This is a genomic window from Vibrio sp. Vb1980, assembly GCF_033338615.1.
GTDB lineage: Bacteria > Pseudomonadota > Gammaproteobacteria > Enterobacterales > Vibrionaceae > Vibrio > Vibrio alginolyticus.
The window spans coordinates 14,392-34,837 of record NZ_JAWOSZ010000010.1 but is presented as its reverse complement, the minus strand read 5'-3'; the positions used below and the strand labels follow the sequence as shown (position 1 = coordinate 34,837).

General features: G+C 44.4%; 15 protein-coding genes and 1 pseudogene. 6 read left to right on the top strand and 10 right to left on the bottom strand.

Going from position 1 to position 20,446, the window contains the following annotated elements:
• Window positions 1–143 precede the first annotated feature (143 nt).
• The 4 genes from R7F64_RS15445 to R7F64_RS15430 are packed head-to-tail and all read right to left on the bottom strand — an operon-like array spanning window position 144 to window position 2,410.
• Window positions 144–551 carry a CBS domain-containing protein gene (locus R7F64_RS15445; RefSeq protein WP_005382085.1) on the bottom strand — a complete coding sequence of 136 codons (408 nt, stop codon included), beginning with the start codon at window positions 549–551 and terminating at the stop codon, window positions 144–146.
• A complete protein-coding gene (locus R7F64_RS15440) occupies window positions 548–898 on the bottom strand; it encodes a P-II family nitrogen regulator (RefSeq protein WP_054578025.1) in 351 nt (116 codons plus the stop codon). Before R7F64_RS15440 ends, R7F64_RS15445 begins: the two co-directional genes overlap by 4 nt.
• Window positions 888–1,679: a DUF1538 domain-containing protein gene (locus R7F64_RS15435; RefSeq protein ID WP_005382078.1), complete on the bottom strand. Its 792-nt coding sequence runs from the start codon at window positions 1,677–1,679 to the stop codon at window positions 888–890. The genes R7F64_RS15440 and R7F64_RS15435 overlap by 11 nt, the downstream gene beginning before the upstream one ends.
• The gene (locus tag R7F64_RS15430) at window positions 1,676–2,410 is read right to left on the bottom strand and encodes a DUF1538 domain-containing protein (protein ID WP_017634823.1); all 735 of its coding nucleotides are present in this window, start codon (window positions 2,408–2,410) and stop codon (window positions 1,676–1,678) included. The genes R7F64_RS15435 and R7F64_RS15430 overlap by 4 nt, the downstream gene beginning before the upstream one ends.
• Before the next feature lie 254 nt (window positions 2,411–2,664).
• Between R7F64_RS15430 and R7F64_RS15425 the strand changes: the two genes are divergently transcribed.
• The 3 genes from R7F64_RS15425 to R7F64_RS15415 all read left to right on the top strand — a co-directional run bounded on the left by R7F64_RS15425 (window position 2,665) and on the right by R7F64_RS15415 (window position 5,778).
• Complete coding sequence (locus R7F64_RS15425; RefSeq protein WP_318071876.1) at window positions 2,665–3,579, top strand: TIGR01777 family oxidoreductase; 915 nt, start codon at window positions 2,665–2,667, stop codon at window positions 3,577–3,579.
• 44 nt (window positions 3,580–3,623) lie between these two features.
• Window positions 3,624–4,451, top strand: coding sequence for an SDR family oxidoreductase (locus R7F64_RS15420; protein WP_017634824.1), 828 nt, complete (start codon window positions 3,624–3,626; stop codon window positions 4,449–4,451).
• A 472-nt stretch (window positions 4,452–4,923) separates the two neighbouring features.
• The gene (locus R7F64_RS15415; protein WP_054578026.1) at window positions 4,924–5,778 is read left to right on the top strand and encodes a co-chaperone YbbN; all 855 of its coding nucleotides are present in this window, start codon (window positions 4,924–4,926) and stop codon (window positions 5,776–5,778) included.
• 60 nt (window positions 5,779–5,838) lie between these two features.
• Here the strand turns inward: R7F64_RS15415 and R7F64_RS15410 are convergent, their stop codons facing one another.
• The 6 genes and pseudogenes from R7F64_RS15410 to R7F64_RS15385 form a co-directional block, all read right to left on the bottom strand.
• On the bottom strand, window positions 5,839–9,603 hold the full coding sequence (locus R7F64_RS15410) for a cellulose synthase subunit BcsC-related outer membrane protein (protein ID WP_318071875.1): 3,765 nt from the start codon (window positions 9,601–9,603) through the stop codon (window positions 5,839–5,841).
• Window positions 9,594–10,700: a cellulose synthase complex periplasmic endoglucanase BcsZ gene (gene bcsZ, locus R7F64_RS15405; RefSeq protein WP_054575226.1), complete on the bottom strand. Its 1,107-nt coding sequence runs from the start codon at window positions 10,698–10,700 to the stop codon at window positions 9,594–9,596. The genes R7F64_RS15410 and bcsZ overlap by 10 nt, the downstream gene beginning before the upstream one ends.
• The gene (gene bcsB, locus R7F64_RS15400; protein ID WP_318071874.1) at window positions 10,700–12,985 is read right to left on the bottom strand and encodes a cellulose biosynthesis cyclic di-GMP-binding regulatory protein BcsB; all 2,286 of its coding nucleotides are present in this window, start codon (window positions 12,983–12,985) and stop codon (window positions 10,700–10,702) included. The genes bcsZ and bcsB overlap by 1 nt, the downstream gene beginning before the upstream one ends.
• Window positions 12,975–15,607: pseudogene (bcsA, locus tag R7F64_RS15395) on the bottom strand (UDP-forming cellulose synthase catalytic subunit). Before bcsA ends, bcsB begins: the two are co-directional and overlap by 11 nt.
• A gap of 3 nt (window positions 15,608–15,610) precedes the next feature.
• Window positions 15,611–16,390 (bottom strand): cellulose biosynthesis protein BcsQ, encoded by a 780-nt coding sequence (gene bcsQ / locus R7F64_RS15390; protein WP_318071873.1) that lies wholly within the window; start codon window positions 16,388–16,390, stop codon window positions 15,611–15,613.
• On the bottom strand, window positions 16,387–16,584 hold the full coding sequence (locus tag R7F64_RS15385; protein WP_021034149.1) for a hypothetical protein: 198 nt from the start codon (window positions 16,582–16,584) through the stop codon (window positions 16,387–16,389). Before R7F64_RS15385 ends, bcsQ begins: the two co-directional genes overlap by 4 nt.
• A 470-nt stretch (window positions 16,585–17,054) precedes the next feature.
• Here R7F64_RS15385 and bcsE point away from each other — a divergent pair, with 470 nt between their 5' ends.
• From bcsE to bcsG, 3 genes are read left to right on the top strand one after another with little or no spacing between them, the layout of a single operon-like run.
• A complete protein-coding gene (bcsE, locus tag R7F64_RS15380) occupies window positions 17,055–18,638 on the top strand; it encodes a cellulose biosynthesis protein BcsE (protein ID WP_053303303.1) in 1,584 nt (527 codons plus the stop codon).
• The gene (locus R7F64_RS15375; RefSeq protein WP_017819966.1) at window positions 18,635–18,811 is read left to right on the top strand and encodes a hypothetical protein; all 177 of its coding nucleotides are present in this window, start codon (window positions 18,635–18,637) and stop codon (window positions 18,809–18,811) included. The genes bcsE and R7F64_RS15375 overlap by 4 nt, the downstream gene beginning before the upstream one ends.
• Window positions 18,811–20,436 carry a cellulose biosynthesis protein BcsG gene (gene bcsG / locus R7F64_RS15370; RefSeq protein ID WP_025767002.1) on the top strand — a complete coding sequence of 542 codons (1,626 nt, stop codon included), beginning with the start codon at window positions 18,811–18,813 and terminating at the stop codon, window positions 20,434–20,436. The genes R7F64_RS15375 and bcsG overlap by 1 nt, the downstream gene beginning before the upstream one ends.
• The last annotated feature ends 10 nt before the right edge of the window (window positions 20,437–20,446 follow it).

Below are 20,446 nucleotides of genomic sequence, written 5' to 3'. Positions count from 1 at the left end.
GATTCCTCGACATTAGGCTTAGGGCGCAAAGAATAATGGTGAATTAACACATATGCAACCTAACATATATTAAATATTTTAGTTCTTTGTAACAGTCGCTGACTTGAGAAAAAATTCGTTGATTTTTCATTTATATCAACCTATTACACTTCTTCTCGCACCATACCGTTGATGACAATATTGTTATAACTCACCATCCCAATGACCTCGCCACTTTCAATGACCGGCGCTCTGCTTATGCCAAATCGCTCAAACAAACGTGCACAATATTTTACGTTCATATCTGGTTCGACACACAAAGCAGGCTTGGTCATGATTTCATAAATATTTGTGCGCTGAGGAGAACGATTATTCGCCAGCACCTTTTTGGCGATATCATTCATCAACACGATGCCATATTCATCATTATCATCTCGCTTTTTCACCACCAGCGCTTTGACTTGGTATTTTTTCGCTAGCGTTATGCCTTCGTATACGGTCATCAGTCCATCAACCATTACATACGTTGCCGCCATAACATCTCGAACTCTAATTATCGTTTGATCACTCATAATTCATCCTCGACTACTTTGGTCAATGTCTCGACTTGATGCGCGACACCGACTGCATCTTCAATATCGATCTGAACAGCAATCCCCTGTCCCGACTCTCTGTCAAATTCACCAACCTCATTAATGGTCTCTAATATGTGTCGAGATAGATGTTCCTCGACCACAAACAGCAGCACATCTTTTTGCACTTCTAGCGTTAAACCAAAAAACGTTCGCTTTTGATTTAAACCTTGCCCGCGAGCATTGTTAATCACTGTTGCACCGGTCGCACCAGCATCGCGTGCAGCGTCCAACACCTTGTCTGTTTTGCTGTCTTCAACAAACGCAAGTATCAATTTAAAGCGCATTTTCTTCTTCCTCCGAGACGTTTTTATTCAGCCACTGGGTTATTTGCGCATAGCCCATCACAGAGATCATAGGAAATAGACTGGCAAACGCGATCAAGCCAAAGCCATCAATCATTGGGTTTCTTCCAGGGACGGTCGAAGCAAGCCCTAACCCTAATGCAGTTACAAGTGGGACAGTGACGGTAGAAGTTGTTACGCCTCCAGAATCGTAGGCGAGTGGAACAATAAGCTTAGGAGCGTAAAACGTTTGAATCACAACGACGATGTAACCCGCGATGATGTAATAATGAATGGGATCGCCCACGACAATCCGGTAACTCCCTAATGCAATACCAATTGCCACCCCAAACGCAACGGCTACGCGCAAGCCGTTAATACTGATACTGCCTCCAGAGACTTGGTTTGCTTTTATCGCTACAGCGATTAAAGAAGGCTCTGCAATCGTGGTACTAAAGCCTATAAAAAAGGCGAAGGTGTAAACCCAATAATAGTCGACCCACATTAAGGCTTTCCCTACCGATACTTTGAACTCTTGTAAAAACTCCGGCGCCGTTAATTGCACAGCCATCGTCTCCCCAAGTGGAAACAACGCCATTTCTAATCCAAGTAAAAAAAGAGCTAACCCGAAAATCACATAAACGAACCCAAGCAAAACTTTCTTAAGGTTGCTAACAGGACGCCTTAACACCGCTAACTGAAAACCAAAAATAATGCTGGCGATGGGAACGACGTCTCGAACGGTCGATAACAAAGTGTCTAGGAAATGATCAATTGAAATCATGTTACGACCATTCCGTAAACCATCACAAACATCATCGGTAACAGCGAGGCAAAAGCGATTAAACCAAAGCCATCCACCATAGGGTTACGCCCTTTAATAGAAGACGCTAAACCGACACCCAGTGCAGTGACCAAAGGTACTGTTATGGTGGACGTGGTTACACCTCCGGAATCGTAAGCAACGCCAATAATGGCTTCAGGTGCAAACCACGTCAGTATTACAACGCCGACGTAGCCGCCGATGATCATGTAATGAATTGGCCACCCTTTTAAGATGCGCAGAACGCCAATAACGATAGCGATCCCCACAGAAAGTGCCACCGTTACTCGTAGCCCTTGTCCATAATCCTGCATGGATTGCTCTGAGTTTGTGATCATCCCTCCTTCTGCCGCAACTTCTGATGCTTCTTCTGCTACGGCCGTTAATGCAGGCTCGGCGATCGTGGTGCCAAAGCCTAGACAAAACGCAAAGACTAATAACCAAAACACGCTGCCTTTTTTTGCAAAGGCTTGAGCCATACTCTCTCCGATAGGAAAAAGACCAAGTTCTAGGCCAAAGATAAAAAAGGTTAATCCTAAAACGACAAGCAACAAGCCAAAAAGAATGGAGACCAGGTTGGGCAGCGGCTCTTGCAAAACGACTAATTGGAAAAAAGTGATAACAATGATGATGGGTAATAAATCACGAGCACTATTGAGGAGCGCTCGAAAAAGCGCAACAAATGCTTCCATGCCTATCCTCCTTGATTGTGCAAACTGATTACGCCATTCCAATGAGCGATAACTTCTAGTCTGGCATAGATTTCACTCTTCTACCGTGAATGCACTAGCGCCATCTATAACATTTAGTTACATATTTTCTAATATGTGAAGTTAATAGTATCTCTGCCAGCTTGTCACTATCCCAGAAATAATGGTGTTGAGATGATCAAGCTAAGCACAAAACGACTATAATGTTCTAATACGTGTACATTCAAAGAGATAACATGAAGATATTACTCACAGGTGGCACTGGGTTTATTGGCTCGGAGTTGCTCAAGCTGCTATCAACTCACCAGGTTATGCTACTTACACGCTCTCCAGAGCGAGCAAAACAACGCCTACAGCATGCTGATCTGGGTAATATCGAATACCTTGACTCGCTCGAGTCGTTCGCCGATCTCAATCACGTTGATGCCGTCATTAATCTTGCAGGTGAGCCTATTGCGGATAAAAGGTGGACCAGCGAGCAAAAAGAAAAAATCTGCAAAAGTCGTTGGAAAATTACCGAGCAAATTGTTGAGCTGATCCACGCTAGTACCGAACCTCCTTCTGTTTTTATTAGTGGCTCGGCAGTTGGCTACTATGGTGATCAACAAGACCATCCGTTTGATGAGTGCTTACATGTTAATAGCGACGACTTTCCTCACGAGGTTTGTGCAAAGTGGGAGCAAATAGCCAAGCGCGCAGAGTCGGAACAAACACGGGTTTGTCTACTGAGAACTGGCGTGGTACTCGGCCTTAATGGTGGTGCGTTGGCAAAAATGCTATTACCTTACAAGCTTGGCGTAGGCGGCCCACTCGGGAACGGTAATCAGTACATGCCTTGGATTCACATCCTAGATATGGTCCGCGCCATCATGTACTTGCTTGAAACACCACATGCCCACGGTGCATTCAATATGTGCGCCCCCCATCCTGTGACTAATCGTATATTCAGCGGCACACTAGCTAAAACGCTAAAACGTCCGCATATCTTGTTCACGCCTAAATGGGCGATGGAACTCCTAATGGGAGAATCTTCCTGCTTATTGTTTGATAGCATGAGAGCCAAACCCAAAAAACTCACCGAACTGGGCTTTAAATTTAGCTACTCCAGAATAGAGCCAGCACTCAAGCACTTGTTTCATGACCGGAGCTGATGAATGATGGCTCTAATCAAGGTTTCTGAGTCTTAAATTAAATTATGAAAAAGTCGATTCTTATTACGGGTTGTTCAACCGGCATCGGTTACGTGTGCGCTCACGCCCTACAAAACAAGGGATTTAATGTCATTGCATCTTGTAGGAAAGAACAAGATGTCCAGCGCCTAATTAATGAAGGGCTAACCTGCATCAATCTAGACCTAAATAGCCCAGAAAGCATTTCTTCGGGCGTGAAGCAAGCGCTAGAGTTAGCAGAAGGTAAGCTTTACGCAGTGTTCAATAATGGTGCCTATGGTCAGCCCGGAGCACTGGAAGACTTACCCACCGAGGCTCTTCAAGATCAATTTCAGACCAACTTTTTTGGTTGGCACCAGTTGGTCAGAGAGGTGCTTCCTCATATGCGCCAGCAAGGCGAAGGACGCATCATACAAAACAGCTCTGTTCTTGGTTTTGCCGCAATGAAATACCGTGGTGCCTATAATGCATCAAAATTTGCCTTAGAAGGCTGGACAGATACGCTCAGGCTAGAGCTTGCGGATACGAATATCAAAGTGGCATTGATAGAACCAGGGCCGATCGAAACTCAATTTAGAAACAATGCATTACGAGCCTTTGAGAAGTGGGTTGATATTGAATCTAGCCCCCATCGTCATGCTTATGAAGGACAAAGAGAGCGACTCAACAACGACAAGTCTAATAATCGATTTGTTTTACCTGCAGAGTCTTGCATCGCACCAGTTCTTCATGCATTAACTAGCGTTTCACCGAAAATTCGTTATCGAATTACTACACCGACTAAATTATTCGCAGTCTTGAAAAGACTATTACCAACCCGTGCACTTGATAAAATTTTGCGACAGGCTGCATAAAAAAGTTTTGTCGAAATGTAATTTCATCGTAACAATGTGATGTCATTATGAACATGTAGGTTAAAAAAACCTCAACTAAACGAATCAATTTCTACGCAATTCAGCGGGGATTCTTTCGCCCAAAGTGATTGAGTTGCTTAGATTTGGTATCGCCACCCATTACGTTTTGTAGCAATGTTTATACTACTGCGAGGCAACAATGACATTAAATCAGCTTAACTGGCTTAGTGTGGGTGTAGTGTTGACCATGTTCATCCTATTTTGATACCGCACTAACAAATAGCATTAGAATTGCGCTGCTTCGGCAGCGTTTTCTTTTTATCTAACACCTGAGCAGCAATAACCTCACTCTGTTACCTCACGTTTTCTCAAAATAGAATGATTCATTGTTGATGGTGAATGTCGCTTGAATTTCACCTAAATCAACTCCATATCTAATATCAACGACAAGACACAAGGCAAGGATACTCTGATGCAATCCCCATTTATCGTTGAGATAACAGAACAGAACTTTCGCGAAACGCTTGAAGGTTCAATGAACACGCCCGTTTTGATCCACTTTTGGGCCAACGCTCAGCCAGAAAGCGCACAGATACTCCCTGAGTTGCAATCTCTTGCTCAACAGTACAACGGTGCATTTACGCTTGCTCTACTAAATTGTGAAGATCAGCCCGCTTTAGCGTCTCAATTTGGCGTGCAAGTATTGCCAACTATCGCGCTGTTTATAAATGGTCAAGCCGTCGATGGTCTGGGAGGCCCCCAGCCAATTGATGCCATTGCTACCATGCTACAAAAGCATTTGCCAAGCCCAGATGAACAACTATTAAAACAAGTCAGTGAACTTCTTCAGCAAGGTGAGCATGCTCAGGCTTTGAGCATCATCCACACTTTGCCGCCAGAGCTGCAAGAGCGTGGTGATGTGAAACTCGCGATGGCTGATTGTTTGCTAGAAACCAAACAATTTGATATTGCCCAAGAACTACTGAACGCTATCCCTCTCGAGTATCAAGATAACTACTACAAGAGCCTAATAGCCAAGCTCGAGCTGCATTTGCAGGCTGCAGATAGCCCTGAGTTACAGCGACTAGAACAAGCATACGCAGCAGACATGGCAAACTTCGAACTCGCTTGTGAATTGGCGGTACAATACAACCAAGTTGGTCGGGATGAAGAAGCGTTGGAACTGCTGTGGAATATTCTTAAAAAAGACTTGGGCGCCCAAGACGGTGAAGTGAAGAAGACTTTTATGGATATTCTCAGTGCGCTAGGTCAAGGTAACGCATTAGCAAGCAAATATCGTCGCCAGCTTTACTCAATTTTGTACTAAGCGCCGCATTCTTCTAAGAATAAGACAACAAAGGCCGGGATTTCCGGCCTTTGTTTTTTGTTAGAAGTCGCTATACAGCGTTGGTGCTGCTGGCGGATACTCTATTGGTTGCCAACGATCATTAAAGGTGTACTTGGCATAAAGCATGAAATGGTTTGGTGTATAAAACTCAGAACGTTGTACATCGACTAACGCCCCAAGGTACCAACGTTTGCTGACTCGCTTTTCCACCGCCGCTTGCAACGACGTACCAAAACCACCACCTTTGTCTGACTCCGCTACTGTCGATAAGTATGGCGCGTCTTCCTTAGTCCAAGAGTTAGAGACGGATGCACTCAATTGATATGACCAAGAACTGTTGTACCGGCCATAAAAGTTGATAGGTAAAGACACCGAGAAGTAACTTTGCGGGCTGTAGTAGCCACCGTGACCTAGCGTGTACTCACCCAGGTTTTTGTCGTAATCAAGGTACATTAAGTTCGTACCTATACTTAAACGCTGGTCATCCGTTGCAATCAACTTGTAGTACGCCCCACCTAACACGCCTAAACGAGTGTTGTCTTCAACCTTTTCACCAGTCAAAACATGATACTGCAAGCTACTCCAAAAACCGTAAGGGCCACCAATGTCCCAACTTGAGCTCAACTTCACACCAGTACGAGCAACTCCGCCCCATTTAGTCCCTTGAGGGTCAGTCGTGCCGCTAGGGACAGACATTCCAGCATAAGAAAGCGTGCTACTGGTCTCTGGGCGACGCGAAGCTTCTGCCGTCCAACCGAACTCACCCAGGCCCCCATTGATGCGCACACCACCAACCCATGTGGTATGGTCGAAACCAATTGGTGTCGTGCCGATATCGACCAACCAATCTTCAGCCTGCCAGCCCACTCCAAATGCCATACCTGATGCGTCATTTTGGAACGAAGTGCTGTCAGAATCGGTGGTTTTTTCATAATAGTCCAACTGACCTGAATCGATAGAAACATAATCAGCTTTTAGCAACAGGTGTCCATCCCAGCTCTCTATCGGGATTCGGGCTTCTATGGGCACTTGATTCGAAGTATTACGGCCATCTCGTGCACTGTAATCCCAGCCAATCATGACATGCCCATCACTCCGATCATGCAGTTTATCGATGTCCGATTTGACGTTACGAGTCAACCAGTAGTCGTCAGCAGTATCATATAGCTCGCGTAAGCTTAGGGGTTCTTTTTTCGCCTCTTCAGGTTCACGATTTTTATCCATTCGGTCACGATTTAAGGCTTGATAGGCGCGTGTTTCAGCTAAAGCCCACTGTTGATTTATCATTGCTATAGACATGCTATTGCGAAACGCTAATGCATCAGCATCAGGCATCGCATCCAACAACTGATTTAGCGCATTAGCGTCATTCCGATAGCCTTGTTGATTAAACACCGCGGCCACTGTCATCAACTGTGCCGCAGTTAAGCTATCGCGCTTTTTATTCAAAATGAGGTGCATGTCGTGATACGTCGCTTCATATCCAGTCAAAGCACTAGCTTGCAACATGCCAATTTCTGCTTGAGTTTTAAATGGCTCAGGCTTTAAAGAAACTTGTTCATACAAATCCAACGCAAGCTTAGGCTGTTGATTAACCAGCATCAGATCCGCTTGACTCAACAGTCGAAGGGTTTTGAGTTCATCAAGCTGTAATGCTTCCGAAGCACTTAAATCTTGTGTTGCGGAATTTAATGCTAAGTCCGCGTACCAACGATCAAAATCTTCAAAGTGATTCAAGCTTACCATCATGCTGCCGTAAGCCAGTTTGTCATCGGTTGACCAATCTTCTGAAAGCGAAATGTTTTGGAAAATCCTCTCAGCTTCCTTAACTTCATCAATGTCTAACCACGCACTCACTAGACGAGCGAGCGGTTGAATTTGACCTTGATAATCCGACTCTAGCGCACGTAAAGTCGCCATTACTGATTCGGGAGAAGCTAAGTAACGCGTTTGAATGTCTCTCAACTGAGCATCAAGCTTCAAGCGGGTTAAATTGCGCTGCATTGCGTCTGTCATGTCATGTTGTGCGATACTCTCTAGCTCAGCGATGGCCTCATTCACGTTGAAGTCCTGCGCGAGATAAAGCGCGTAAGCAAATTTCATTTCAGGGTCATTACTAGATGTAGCCCAATCGGACATCAGCGTATCCGCGCGTACTTTGTCGCCCATTGAATGAACCACGTCAGCAATATCAAGCCTTAACCATGGGGAGGTTGGCTGTAGCGCAATCAATTCCTCTACGGACGCTTTCATCGTTGCCTGATCATTTTGAGCGATTGCGATCCGCAGACGAGTCAAAATAACTTCCGACTTGATGCTCGCTATTTTTTCAGCGACCACTTTCTGCTGTGGGGCTGAGTAACTGCGCGCGAGCGCTTCCGCGCCAGACCAATTTTGCTGCTGAATACGAACATCTAAGCGACCACGCAATGCAGAGCTATTGCTGCTATCCAGTTGCAAAGCTTGTTTGAAAACCTTCTCTGCCGCGGCATAATTTTCTTGTACCAGATACAAAGAGCCTAATGATGAATAAGCATAAGGTTGGGATTTATCTACTTGAATCGCTTTTTGATAAGCGCTTTCTGCTTGCTTAAACTGGCCTTTTTCGACCAAGGCATCACCTTGATCAAGATACGCCCAATATTGAGAAGTCTCGATTAGCGCTGCCCATTTTGAGGCCGAGTCAGGATTATGATCTAAGTGCTGAGCCTGTTTAAAGTATCCGAGCGCTTTTTGTTGCTGCCCTCTACGTAGATAAACCTTACCCATAGCACCAAGCAATTCAGGATCTTGCGGACGAGTCGTCAACGCATAACGCAGCTGAGCTTCTGCTTGGTCGGTTTTATCTTCCTCGAGCAACGCTAACCCTTTGAGCTTGGCGAGATAAGTGGGGTCTTTGCGTAGTTCCTTTTCCTTTTTCCAGCGATCTTTCGCGCTTTGATTCGCTCTTTGTATCTCCATGTCAGACGGGTAGTAGCTAGCTAAGATGGCATATTGCTGAACAACTTGATCTGAAATAGGCAATTGATCCAATGCACGCAACCACGACGTTGCCGCATTTGTTCCAACCGAAGGAGCAAGCGCTAACTTTTTATAGGTATCGAGAATCCATGGTTCAGCAGGATTCTCTTTGCGAATGTGGTTGGCTAACGCGAGTTGAAAAGACGGAACACTAGGATAATTTGCATTTAAACGTTCCAGTCCCTGTTTTACCGAGCTCCAACTGCCAGGCAAATTACTTTGCAACTGTAGGAATTCAAGTTGTAACGCTGGTGATGGCATTCCATTTGGAAAAAGAGCTTTGTAAGCTTGAATCGCTTCATCGTAACGACCAGATTTTGCAAGCAACTGGGCGCGCTGATAATCCGCTCTTTTCTCTCCCTGAATGGCCATAATCGATGACAAGTTTTTCGCTTGAGGCGAATGAGGCGCCTGCCTGATTAAGCGCTCAAATACGGGTTTTGCTAATTCTGGCTGCTTACGTTTCAGATACATATTCGCTTGATAGAAAAGCCCCGTTGGATTGCTTTCTTCAATCGCGAACAGCCTCTCTAGAGTACTCTCGACAATATCATCTCGGCCAATCGCATCTGCTAGTTTTAGCTGCTCAACTAACCACTCAACCGAGTCAACTCGTGCTAATGATGTGGAAAATTGAACCAGCTCGATAGGCTTGTAGACCTGTGCGAGCTGCGACTTTGTCAGAGGTTTTGAGCTAAAGCTTTCTGCATGCACAGTGCCGACGCCACCAGCCGCCAAAGCAACCAGTGGAATCCACCATAACACGTATCCTGTTACTGACATCTCTCGCTCCATACAGGAAGCAATTCACCTTGCACACCAAAACGGTAACGTTCTTCATGCCAACCAAGCCCAAATAGACTTAATACGTTGTCGTAATAATGATCGTTTTTGTCCACCACAAGTTCATTTTGAGCACGACGAAACTGCGTCTCCAACAGCGCAGATTCACCAGAAGCCGCGAGTAACGGAAGAGCCGCAGCAGAAAAACCTGCGCTTCCTGCTTGGGTATATTTACCCGTTTCAGTATTTACTTCTCTCGCTGGCGCACCAAGGGCTTTGGTTGCCGCGACAAACGGCTGCATTTTTTGTACTAATACTGCTTTTTCTGAAACTTGGTCATTTAGCATACCCGCCCAAAGATAAGTGCGGATCGCGTTGTAACTGCCCATCGGCCCTGTAACCACATCTGAGCTATAACGACCATTTCTCAATACTGCCCAGTCTGGGCTAAAGCCAGCTGGCATCGTTTTCTCTAGCATGTGAACACTTGCCTTATACATTGAGTCCCAGTTGTATTGCGGGTACAGCGACTGCATACGAGCAATCAGTTGTAACGGAACATAACTCGGATTCACACGGTACTGGCCGTCGGCATCAAAGCCCGTTGGAGCTGGCAACAATACCGTTCCAACTCCCGCTATGTTGACGGTTTCTTCACGTAAAATACGACTCGCGATCAGATGTCCAAGGGTCTGATAGTAGTAGTTATTCCATAATCTCCCCGCCTCAACAAGGGAGTAAGCTATCCACAAATCAGAATCTGACGCTGGGTTAGAATCCAAGACTCCGAACTGACCATTTTCTTTTCTTCCCCACAACCAAGCAGGAAGCCTTGCCGTCAAATCCCCACCAGCCAAATGTGATTGAGTCCATTTTAAAACCTGATCGAAGGTTTTAGGGTCATTGGCAACCAAGGCAAAGAACAATGCGTAAGATTGGCCTTCCGAGGTTGTAATCATACGCTCGTCACTGCCATCAACGACTCGGCCTTGCTCCATGTATACCGACTTAAATGTTTCCCATTGTGGCCACTCGCAGGTGTTAGCCCACAAGTAAGGAGACACGAACAACATAAGGAACGAGATGAGTTTTTTCATTATTCCTCTTCCTCAGTTTTTTCTAAACGTCTAGACGCGACTTGACGTAATACGCGCCAAAGCACAATGGTTACGATCACCACTAGCAAGGCGGCAAAGCACGCAACGATGACTGGGTGATTAGAGAAGTGATACCAAACGAGCTGCCACACAGGAAGCTTACCGACATAGTAGTGCGAACCCACGTTGTAGCTTGCTACTTCGTTATTTCTCAACGTCACTACCGAGCCAAACATGTGCTCCACTTTACCGGAGTCAGCCAACGCGCGATCAACCGACGCAAAATCTGACGGGTGAGCCGCCATAATAGAAATGACGCTGCGTTTTTTCGTAAATGGCGATTCTGCACCATAAATAGCAGCAAAAGAGCCTTCTGCCTCAACAGAAACATAATCCGCGGCCACTTGACGAGCATCACTTGGACTCATCCAGTTCATTCCGAGCTGCTTTTCATTTTTGCTTGGCAGGCGAATTTGTCTCTGACCTTCTTTAACCACTAAGTTAACTTGGTCAGGGTTATTAGCGGCTTGTTCTAGTGCATCCACAACACCAATCGTCAGGATGTCTTTATTTTTTAGTTGCTCAGCATTCCATTTATCTGTCAAAAGCACCTGAATACCTGGGTACCCAGAATCACTTCCTAACGAGCCCATGACGTTTAAGAAGGTCTGCAACACTTCTTTTGGAGCTCTCTCTGGAACAACAATCGCAGTTTCTGACAAATCGGCCATGCGTGTGTAAGGGAAGCCAGAAGTAGCAAAAGCGCGCATATTTGGCATTTCGATGTAGTGAGGGAAACCACTAAAATCAACCGTAGAGTCACCATCAATGACCGCGTATTGCTTACTTGGCTGCGTCACCTGACATTGCCCATCAGTCACCGACGCAAAACCAAACTCAAACTCGATTCGGTTTTGACTACCCACCTTAAAAGCCGGAATGCGAACAAACGTATCACCACTTAGAATGCCATCATCTAACAAAGGAACACGTATACGGTTAGATTCTCCACCTTGACCTTTTGTGGTTAGGTTGAACGCCTCAATGAATTGGTCATTAATACTCAAAGTCAGACGAGAGCCGGAATGATCCGCAGCAGGCGGTGAATAACGATAGTTAAGATCCATCGGTATACCACGGCTTTGCCAAGTAAAGAGATCGGGTGGTAAACGCAAACTTACGTTGATTGGTGGAGGCGTTCGGCCTTCCACTTGCAGCATGCTTTTTTGTTCGACTAACTCAGACAATGCAACAGGACGAGCCGTACTCACCCAGTTTGGCGCATCGTACGGGACTCGTGGTTTGATTTGTTTGACTTCATTAATCTTCGCGATTGGTCCAGTAAGAAGTTGGTTTCCCAACGCCAAACCTTGCACCGCAATGTTAAGATCCTTACTGTCACGGCCTGTCACCAGAAGAAGCTTCACGTACGGGTCTGTTGGATGAGTGATGACTTGAAGACGAGGGCCATCCGTGTCTGGAAAATCTCTCAGAAACTCAGGTTTGTTGTCATTGGTAACAAAGACAATGGCGTTGCGCTTAGGTAACGTGTCGACACTAAAAGGGAATTGAGCACCACGCCAACCCGCAAGAGCACCAAAGTAAGAGCTCAAGACACCGGCAGCCTTGACATCATCTAAATCGTATTTGCTACCCATCACGACAGGCAGATTTAACTGGCTGAAATCACGGACATCAAAAAAAGGAGCCGGTAACAAACTCAAGTCACTTTCCAGCACTGTCTTTTGAGCAAGCATCTCAATTCGACTACTTTGGCTAATCTCAGCCCAAATGCTCGAGTCATTGGGGTTAGCACAGTCTTTCTGAGTATTCCCTATTAACTCAAAGCGAATTTGGTTGTAATTACTAAAGTAACGAGTGTCCAGCGGCATAGATAAGCTCAACTTTTTGCCTTGCTGGCCATCGATGATTGACGCTACTCCCATAAGTTCGTTGTTCAAATACACTTTGACGTGAGAAACCAAAGAGAGCAACGCTGGCGAAGGTGTGATATCAAAGTGCAACGTTGCTTTAGATACCACCTCATCGAGTCGCGAACCGAAACCAATATAAGCACTGGCCTCACTACCTTGGATAGCAATTGAACCACTGTAACCTAATTGACTAAATGGGATGACGCGCTTAAACACGGTCGAATCTTCAGCATCTTGCTGTGCCAAAGGCGTTGCTTGTTGCTGACTTACTTCTTGTGCCGCGAGACTGCACGACATACACATGAGAGTGATAGCCGTTGTCAACGCTGTTAGTTTTTTATTATTTAGCATGACTTGAGGTCCTGATTGGGACATAACGAGGTCTTAGTGACCAAATAAATTCGATACAAAATAAAAGTGCATCCACACTGACCTGAACAAACTTAGGACAATGTTGCAGCAAGCGTTTGTATCCATTAAAGCCGACTTGCAGTACAGCCTGCATACTCGATAGAGGTTTATCTGATTGATAACCTTGTTGCCATTTCGCCCATGTATCTGCACGTGCAAATGTACATTGGACGTATTGGATTCGTTGTTGATGAGACAATTCGTTGAGTTGTAAACCAAATATCCCCTTATGAGCATAGGCAACCGTCATAGGGAACACGAATTCTTGGCCACCTCGATTGAGGATCACTTCTAAGGTTTGACCGAGTAAGTAAGCACAGGTTGGTTCATCGACCCCGTCAATTTCTATGCGCACGCCCCCCAAAGAGAAATCCTTCATCTGCGCTTGTATTAAATGCCCAGAATTAAGCCTAACCGCGACAGGAATCGCCACCTCTACTCGGTGATCTTTTCGCACTTGTTTAGCTTCTACTGCAACCGCAACGGCAGCACCTAAAATCAACAGGTTGTACATCGTCCATACGAGATTCACGATAACTGTACCGATTTCATTTTGAGGCCCCCACCCCATTCGGTAAATCCCTACAGCGAAGCCCAAAATGTTGAGTGCAACCAAAACCAAATATGGTCGAGAGATCACCCAATCGTAGTGAGACTTTTCAACCAAACCGCCTTTTGCCGTTACGTTGAATGTCCCTTTATGGGGCGCAAACAAAGCCACCGTTGTTGGCCTTGCGATATACCAAGCAAGCACGGTTTCGTATACCTCACCCCAAAACGAATAACGGTAGTCACCCTGCATACGAGAGTTGGTCATGCTGGCGTGAATCATGTGGGGTAATACGTACAAAATGATCGCCAGCGCTGGTGCATAAATCACGTAGGAATGCAGCAACAAATAAGCCAAGGGTGCGATCAGGAATACAATCCTCGGGATACCAGATAGAAAGTGCAGCATGGCATTGACGTAACAAAGCCGTTGAGAGAGCTTAAGCCCCTTTCCAGTCAATGGATTATCTACCCTAAATATCTGCGCCATCCCGCGAGCCCAACGAATGCGTTGCCCAACATGTGCAGACAATGTTTCTGTCGCCAAACCAGCAGAAATCGGCTGCTTAAGATATGCAGAACGATAGCCTAAACGGTGCATGCGCAGAGACGTGTGCGCATCTTCCGTCACGGTTTCGACTGCAATACCACCGACTTCCTCTAAAGGCTCTCGACGTAAAATAGCGCACGAGCCACAGAAGAAAGTCGCATCCCACAAGTCGTTACCATCTTGAATCAGGCCGTAAAACAAGTTGCCTTCGTTTGGCACGTTACGAAAGTTCGATAAGTTACGCTCAAAAGGATCCGGTGAGAAAAAATGGTGCGGCGTCTGAATAAGCGCCAACTTTGGATCTTTCAGGAACATCCCCATTGTGAGCTGAAAAAATGCTCGTGTAGGAATATGGTCACAGTCAAAAATCGCAACAAACTCACCGCTGGTCTGCTTCAACGCATAGTTAATGTTACCGGCTTTCGCATGTTCATTCGTTGGGCGGCGGATGTAGTTCACCCCTACACTTTTGGCGAAATCTCGGAAGCTATCACGCTTGCCGTCATCCAGAATGTGGATGTTAAGTTTGTCTTTCGGCCAATCGACACCTAACGAGGCATAAACCGTCGCTTTCACAACATCGAGATCTTCGTTGTAAGTAGGGATCATCAAGTCAATGGTTGGCCAAGTTGACTGATCCGGTGGCATCGATACTGGTTTGCGATTCAATGGCCAGATATTTTGGAAATAGCCAAGCATCAGCACAATCCAAGAATACGTCTCAGCTAGAAGTAAAACGCCCCCTAGAAACAAAGCAACAGGATCGTCCCAGTTCAGGGTAGACGAATAACGCCACCACAAGTATCGACATGAGGCCGTAACCGACAAGATGATCAAAAGCATGGTAGGAAAACGACCCGGCATGCGACGGACCATCATCGCTAATGCCCAGAGTAACAGCACAAAGACAGTCTGAGCCTGATAACCAAATGGCACCGTAAAACAAAGCAAAGCGATTAACACCACGAAAAACAACAAGGTGTAGTTCAACGCCATCGCTGACTTACTTGCTTTAATACGCTCTCGAACTTGTGGATCTTTGATGTTGTTCGCTGTCTGTTCTAACCAGCGGACGCCTTTTGCAACCAATTCAAATGGCAAGTAGAACGCATTGCGAATTTGCTCGGCTAAAGTCATCGCTAAGCTGCTGGTTTTTTGGACCATGCTGTATTTACGTTTTGCCTGAAGCAAAGCAACCACACGCTTTGGATAATAAAACGTACAGGATCAAACCATCTTGGCGCAGCAAAATTAACGTTTGGATAGTAAACCAAAGGCAGTTTCCATGAGGGAACACCCGAAATAACCGGCTTTAAAAATACAAAACTCAATGAAAACCAAAAAGACAAAGCACACTCACCAACCCAGTTTGTTTTACAATTCCAGGCTTGCTCGTAAGCGTTCTTCTGCAGTCTGAATTGGTCCACTACCCAACGTTGGAAAATCAGATTAAGACTTCGCATAAATTAGCTTTGGTCCTGAGCGCTTGATAACGCTGATACACACCAAAAAGCAAAAGACTGAAAATCTTTTGCGGCTTGGCTCGATGGCGAATAGTGTTGAACGGTCGTCAGGTTTGCCACACATTCAAGCAATGCCGTATCTCGATGAATCGAAACAGGAATCAAGGATTCGCTAAGTTCCTTTTTCAGCACCAACATGGAATCACGACCAATTTCGGTTTCTGGCTGATATTTATTCACCAAAAAACGTAATTTATCAGAGCGAAGCAATCTCGATAGCTCTTCATGTTGTAGCCAAGATTGAAGAGTGAGATAACTCAAGGCGTCTGCCGTTACCACCACCACTATCATATCCATTGAGTCGACAAAAGATCGCACTTCAGGATCAGTAAGCTCTGCTAAGTCGGCGTGAAAAAGCAGCCACTGTTCACCACGGTTTTCGCTCACTTGCAACGTCGTTTCACCTAACATTGATAGATAGTGAGAACGCTCATTAAAAAACGCTTTTAACTGCTCAGAATTCAGATGGCCAAACGGTAAAAAAAGTGCACCTTGTGGGCTTTCATAACCAGCCTGGGTCCAAGGCTTATCTAAAAGAAGTTGTTTCGCCCAGCCTCCTTGCTCTTCCCTCGGCAAGCCAAGATGAGCTTGCAGTAAACTATTAGGCACCACCTCAATGGCCAGTACCTGTTTATTTATCTTAACTAACGCTTGTGCCAAATTCGCAGCGACGGTCGTTGAGCCACAGCCGCCTTTTAAACTAACAAATAGAAGGCGCTTCATATCGCTTCCGTTTCTGAATTTTTCTGCGTATTACGTACCAAAGATAGAACATTACGAGCACCGTTGGCTTTGAAGACTTGCCACTTATTTTTAACTTGTACGTAAGACTCGTTTTCTGTTGTTTCAATATACGTGTATTGAGTTAAGTTATAAGAAGAGTAGATCGAATTAATATCTTTTGCAGACTCAGTCATAGAATTTTTCACAATGTAACGGAGCTTAAACTGAGATAACAGCAATCCCGCCACTATCATTTTCAGTATAAATTCCATTGTTAAAAAATTGACGCATCGACCTATGCGTCTCATATTTATAGAACGATGATGAATGTGAATAAGTTTATTTATAGCCCATATAAATAACAAAGGCCTAAATAATATTTAACTTCAGAAAAAAGGATTACAATAATGAATTGTTACCATCCATTTAATACACATAAGAAATTTAAATATTTTAAATGAGAATCATAGACTTAGAGACTATTGATTTTAAACTCATAAACATCATGTGAAGCACATGCTATAACTATTTTAATTTCTGATCAATTTCGTTTAATATCTTAGCGTCATTTTCTTGTCACTAAGAAAATCAAAATTGTAACGATTAGCATACAACGGATTGTGAGCTTCACAAAACACATTAAGTTATTGATTTAAGGCTCTTTATGTCATCACTCTCTGAATCATCTGCTATTAAAAACGAACGAGAGATAAACTCTGTTTATGTAAACTTATTTACTCATAAACAGATGCTTATTGATTATTTGTTCAGTACACTACCGGAAAATGACAACACTTCACTTACAAGCTTTACAGACAAAGAAACTTTTTTGTCCACATTGAATGATGAAGCCTTAATGAAATTCAATGACTTATCTAAAACCCACCTTGAACAGTGTTTTTTTCTTAGTCATAAATTCACAAAAAAAACACCCAAAGCTATAAATCTTGCTAAAGACATTCACCAAACGAACATAAAGAAGTTTTCTACATGTCTATTAGTTGTTCCAGACTCGCTACTATCATCAACTAATGATGATTTTATAAGTGTCTTTCTACAAAGCTTAAATGAGCTGGCAAATAATAAAAAAATCACTATTAGTGTTTGTATATATGGGCATCTGACGACTTCACTATTAAAGCCCATTCTTATTTCTCATAATAGACACATTGCAGGTTTGGCGACCATGACATCATTAGATGACGCTCGCTACTGCTATCTTGTGGATTTTTGGTCCAATAAACACGGTGTAATTACCCAACACGAATACATTCTCACTAAAACTAAAGATAAAACACTAAAAGCAACGTCTTACGAAACGCATCAATCTCATGTCATGCCAGAAGACAAATCGGATAGCGATAGAATCTATGTCAGCAGAAGAGCTTTCAGAGAAAGCGTGAAAGCCCCAAAAGGGATGCGTGTGGCAGAGAGCAATCAAGGACTCATAGCGATGCTAGACAACCCTCGCTCTTCAACTATTGTTTTCAGCTGTGATAACCAAAGCGAAGTTCAACAGATCGCGTTAGATTGCTACCGTTTAAGGTCCGCGTATGGCCGTCAGCTAAAGATTATTGTCAGGGAGACCCAACAATGTCTGAGATATGCAGATGAAAAGTTCTTACTTCGCTCGGGGGCAAACTTCATTTCTCACGCGCAAATCCCCCCAATGCGCTTTATGACTCAGGTTGAAGCAATTCAAGGCCAGATGCTTACACGCCCAATTCCTGACAGTTTAGAGGCGCTCTTAAAGTATGACCTTAAGTTTGGTAGCAAAGGCTACTTACAAAACCAGGACTTTAGCCAATACTGTATTGACGTCATTTCCCACTCAACACACTCAAATGTGAACTTTGCGCTTATCAAGCTGAACTTATTACCAGGTATGACGGCAGAGGAATGTTTACGTCTTTGCCATATTCGAAGAGATGGCGACGTTGTGACAGCCTGCAACAAAGCTCTATATGTCTTGTTCAGTGCTATTCGACATAGCGATATTGATATTGCACTCAACAATATATTTGAGTTCCCAGTGAGAGACTTATTTCATTCAACTCACACGTTTGATACTCAATTAGATATCGAAACAGAGTTAAAATTCATCGTTCAAGATGAAGCCGTCATATCCGACGACGTTTCAGCTCTGGCGACAGAGAGGAAAATATTCCATACCGCCACTAACTCCATTACTGATGTTCCTCCTTTGTTTGCTGTGAAAAAAACCATCGAGCTCAAGGAGCGTTCATGAATATTAACGATTTTTTACTGACCGTGATTATCAGCTCAGGTATTGGCCTACTCCTAGGATACTTTATCCGTGACCTAGTAAACGCTACCCGACGCTTTTACCACAAGCACTTAAAACGCTCGCGCTATTTTGAGCTAGATACATCAGCCACTAATACTAAGAAGCTTAAGTAATGATATCGCATTCTCATGACTCTACCCCCTCTACTATAGGATTGGGCTGGTGGAATATTTACTTTATCGCAAAAACAGCGCTCTATTTTCAAGGAATCATCGATTTCCATCCAATAGAAAACTTTGCGCTGTTGATCTTCATCCTGCTTCCTATCTCGATGAAAAGCCTAAATGCGGTACGTCATATCGTTGTATTTGTCGCCGCAGCGTGGCTCTTGCATTACGATTCTTACCTACCTCCTCTAGACCGTCTTTGGGCTCAAGCGGGACAGTTAATGCAGTTTGAATTGAGTTATCTGGTCGAGCTTTTGGGACGATTTTTATCATTCCAAGCAATACTCGGATTGCTCGCTTTGTGTGGTGCGTACTTTATTTTGAGCAAGTTCGTTAGAGTTTCAGTCTTTGTGGTTATTGCGATGGTCTATATAAGTATTCCTATGACGACTGAACCTCAGACAACAGTGGCTGCAGAAGTAGCTCAACAACAGCCGACAACCGAGGTTACTGCTAGCAAACAACCTCAAATAACGGAAATTAATGATGCCAGTTTCAACACGTTAACTGCAGATTTCTTTTCTAAAGAAGCTTCTCGACGTGTGGCATTCGATACCAACAGCGCAATGGATGCTCCTTTCGATTTGTTGTTCTTGAGTATTTGCTCGGTCGCGTGGGATGACATCGAAATTGCAGGACTGGCCGATCATCCTCTATTCAAAGAATTTGACATCATGTTCGACAACTTTAGCTCTGCAACGTCATACAGCGGGCCTGCGGTCATTCGTCTGTTACGAGCCAATTGTGGTCAACAGGAACACAGTCAACTGTTCCAGCCAGCACCATCAAAGCAGTGCTACTTGTTCGAAAGTTTGAAAGAGCTAGGCTTCACAGAAAATTTACTGATGAACCACAATGGTGTCTTTGATAGCTTCCTTGAATTGATCAAAAAAGACGGCGACTTACAAGCGGCTCTTATGTCTCAAGAAGACTTAACTCCTTACCAAAAATCTTTTGATGGCTCTTCGATCTTCCGCGATAAGCAAGTATTGGATAACTGGTGGCAGCAAAGACTTAACAGTAGTGACGACAAAGTCGTGGCACTCTACAACTCAATTTCACTACATGATGGCAACAGGATCATCAATGCGAATTCAAGCACATCTATTGCTAGCTACAAAATGCGCCTTAAGAATTTGCTTGATGATCTCCACGCGTTCTTTAAAACCTTAGAGTCCTCAAAACGCAACATCGTTGTCGCTTTGGTACCAGAACATGGTGGTGGAATGCGAGGAGACCGCATGCAAATTTCGGGTATGCGAGAAATTCCTGCACCGACAATCATTCATACACCGGTAGGAATTAAAATCTTCGGAGAAGGAATTCAGCGTCAGGGCGACACCGAACACGTAAGCGAGCCATCTAGCTATCTGGCATTGTCGCAGCTCGTTTCGAATATCCTGGATAAAAACATTTATCAAAGTAAGACGTTTAGCCCTTCAATATTGACAGAGAACCTACCAGAAACACGAGTTGTCGCGCAGAACTCAGGCTCTACTGTGATTGAAGTACAAGGGAAATATTATGTTTCTCTTGATGGTTCAAGTTGGATTGAATACCCCGCAAAATAGCGAGAGTAAA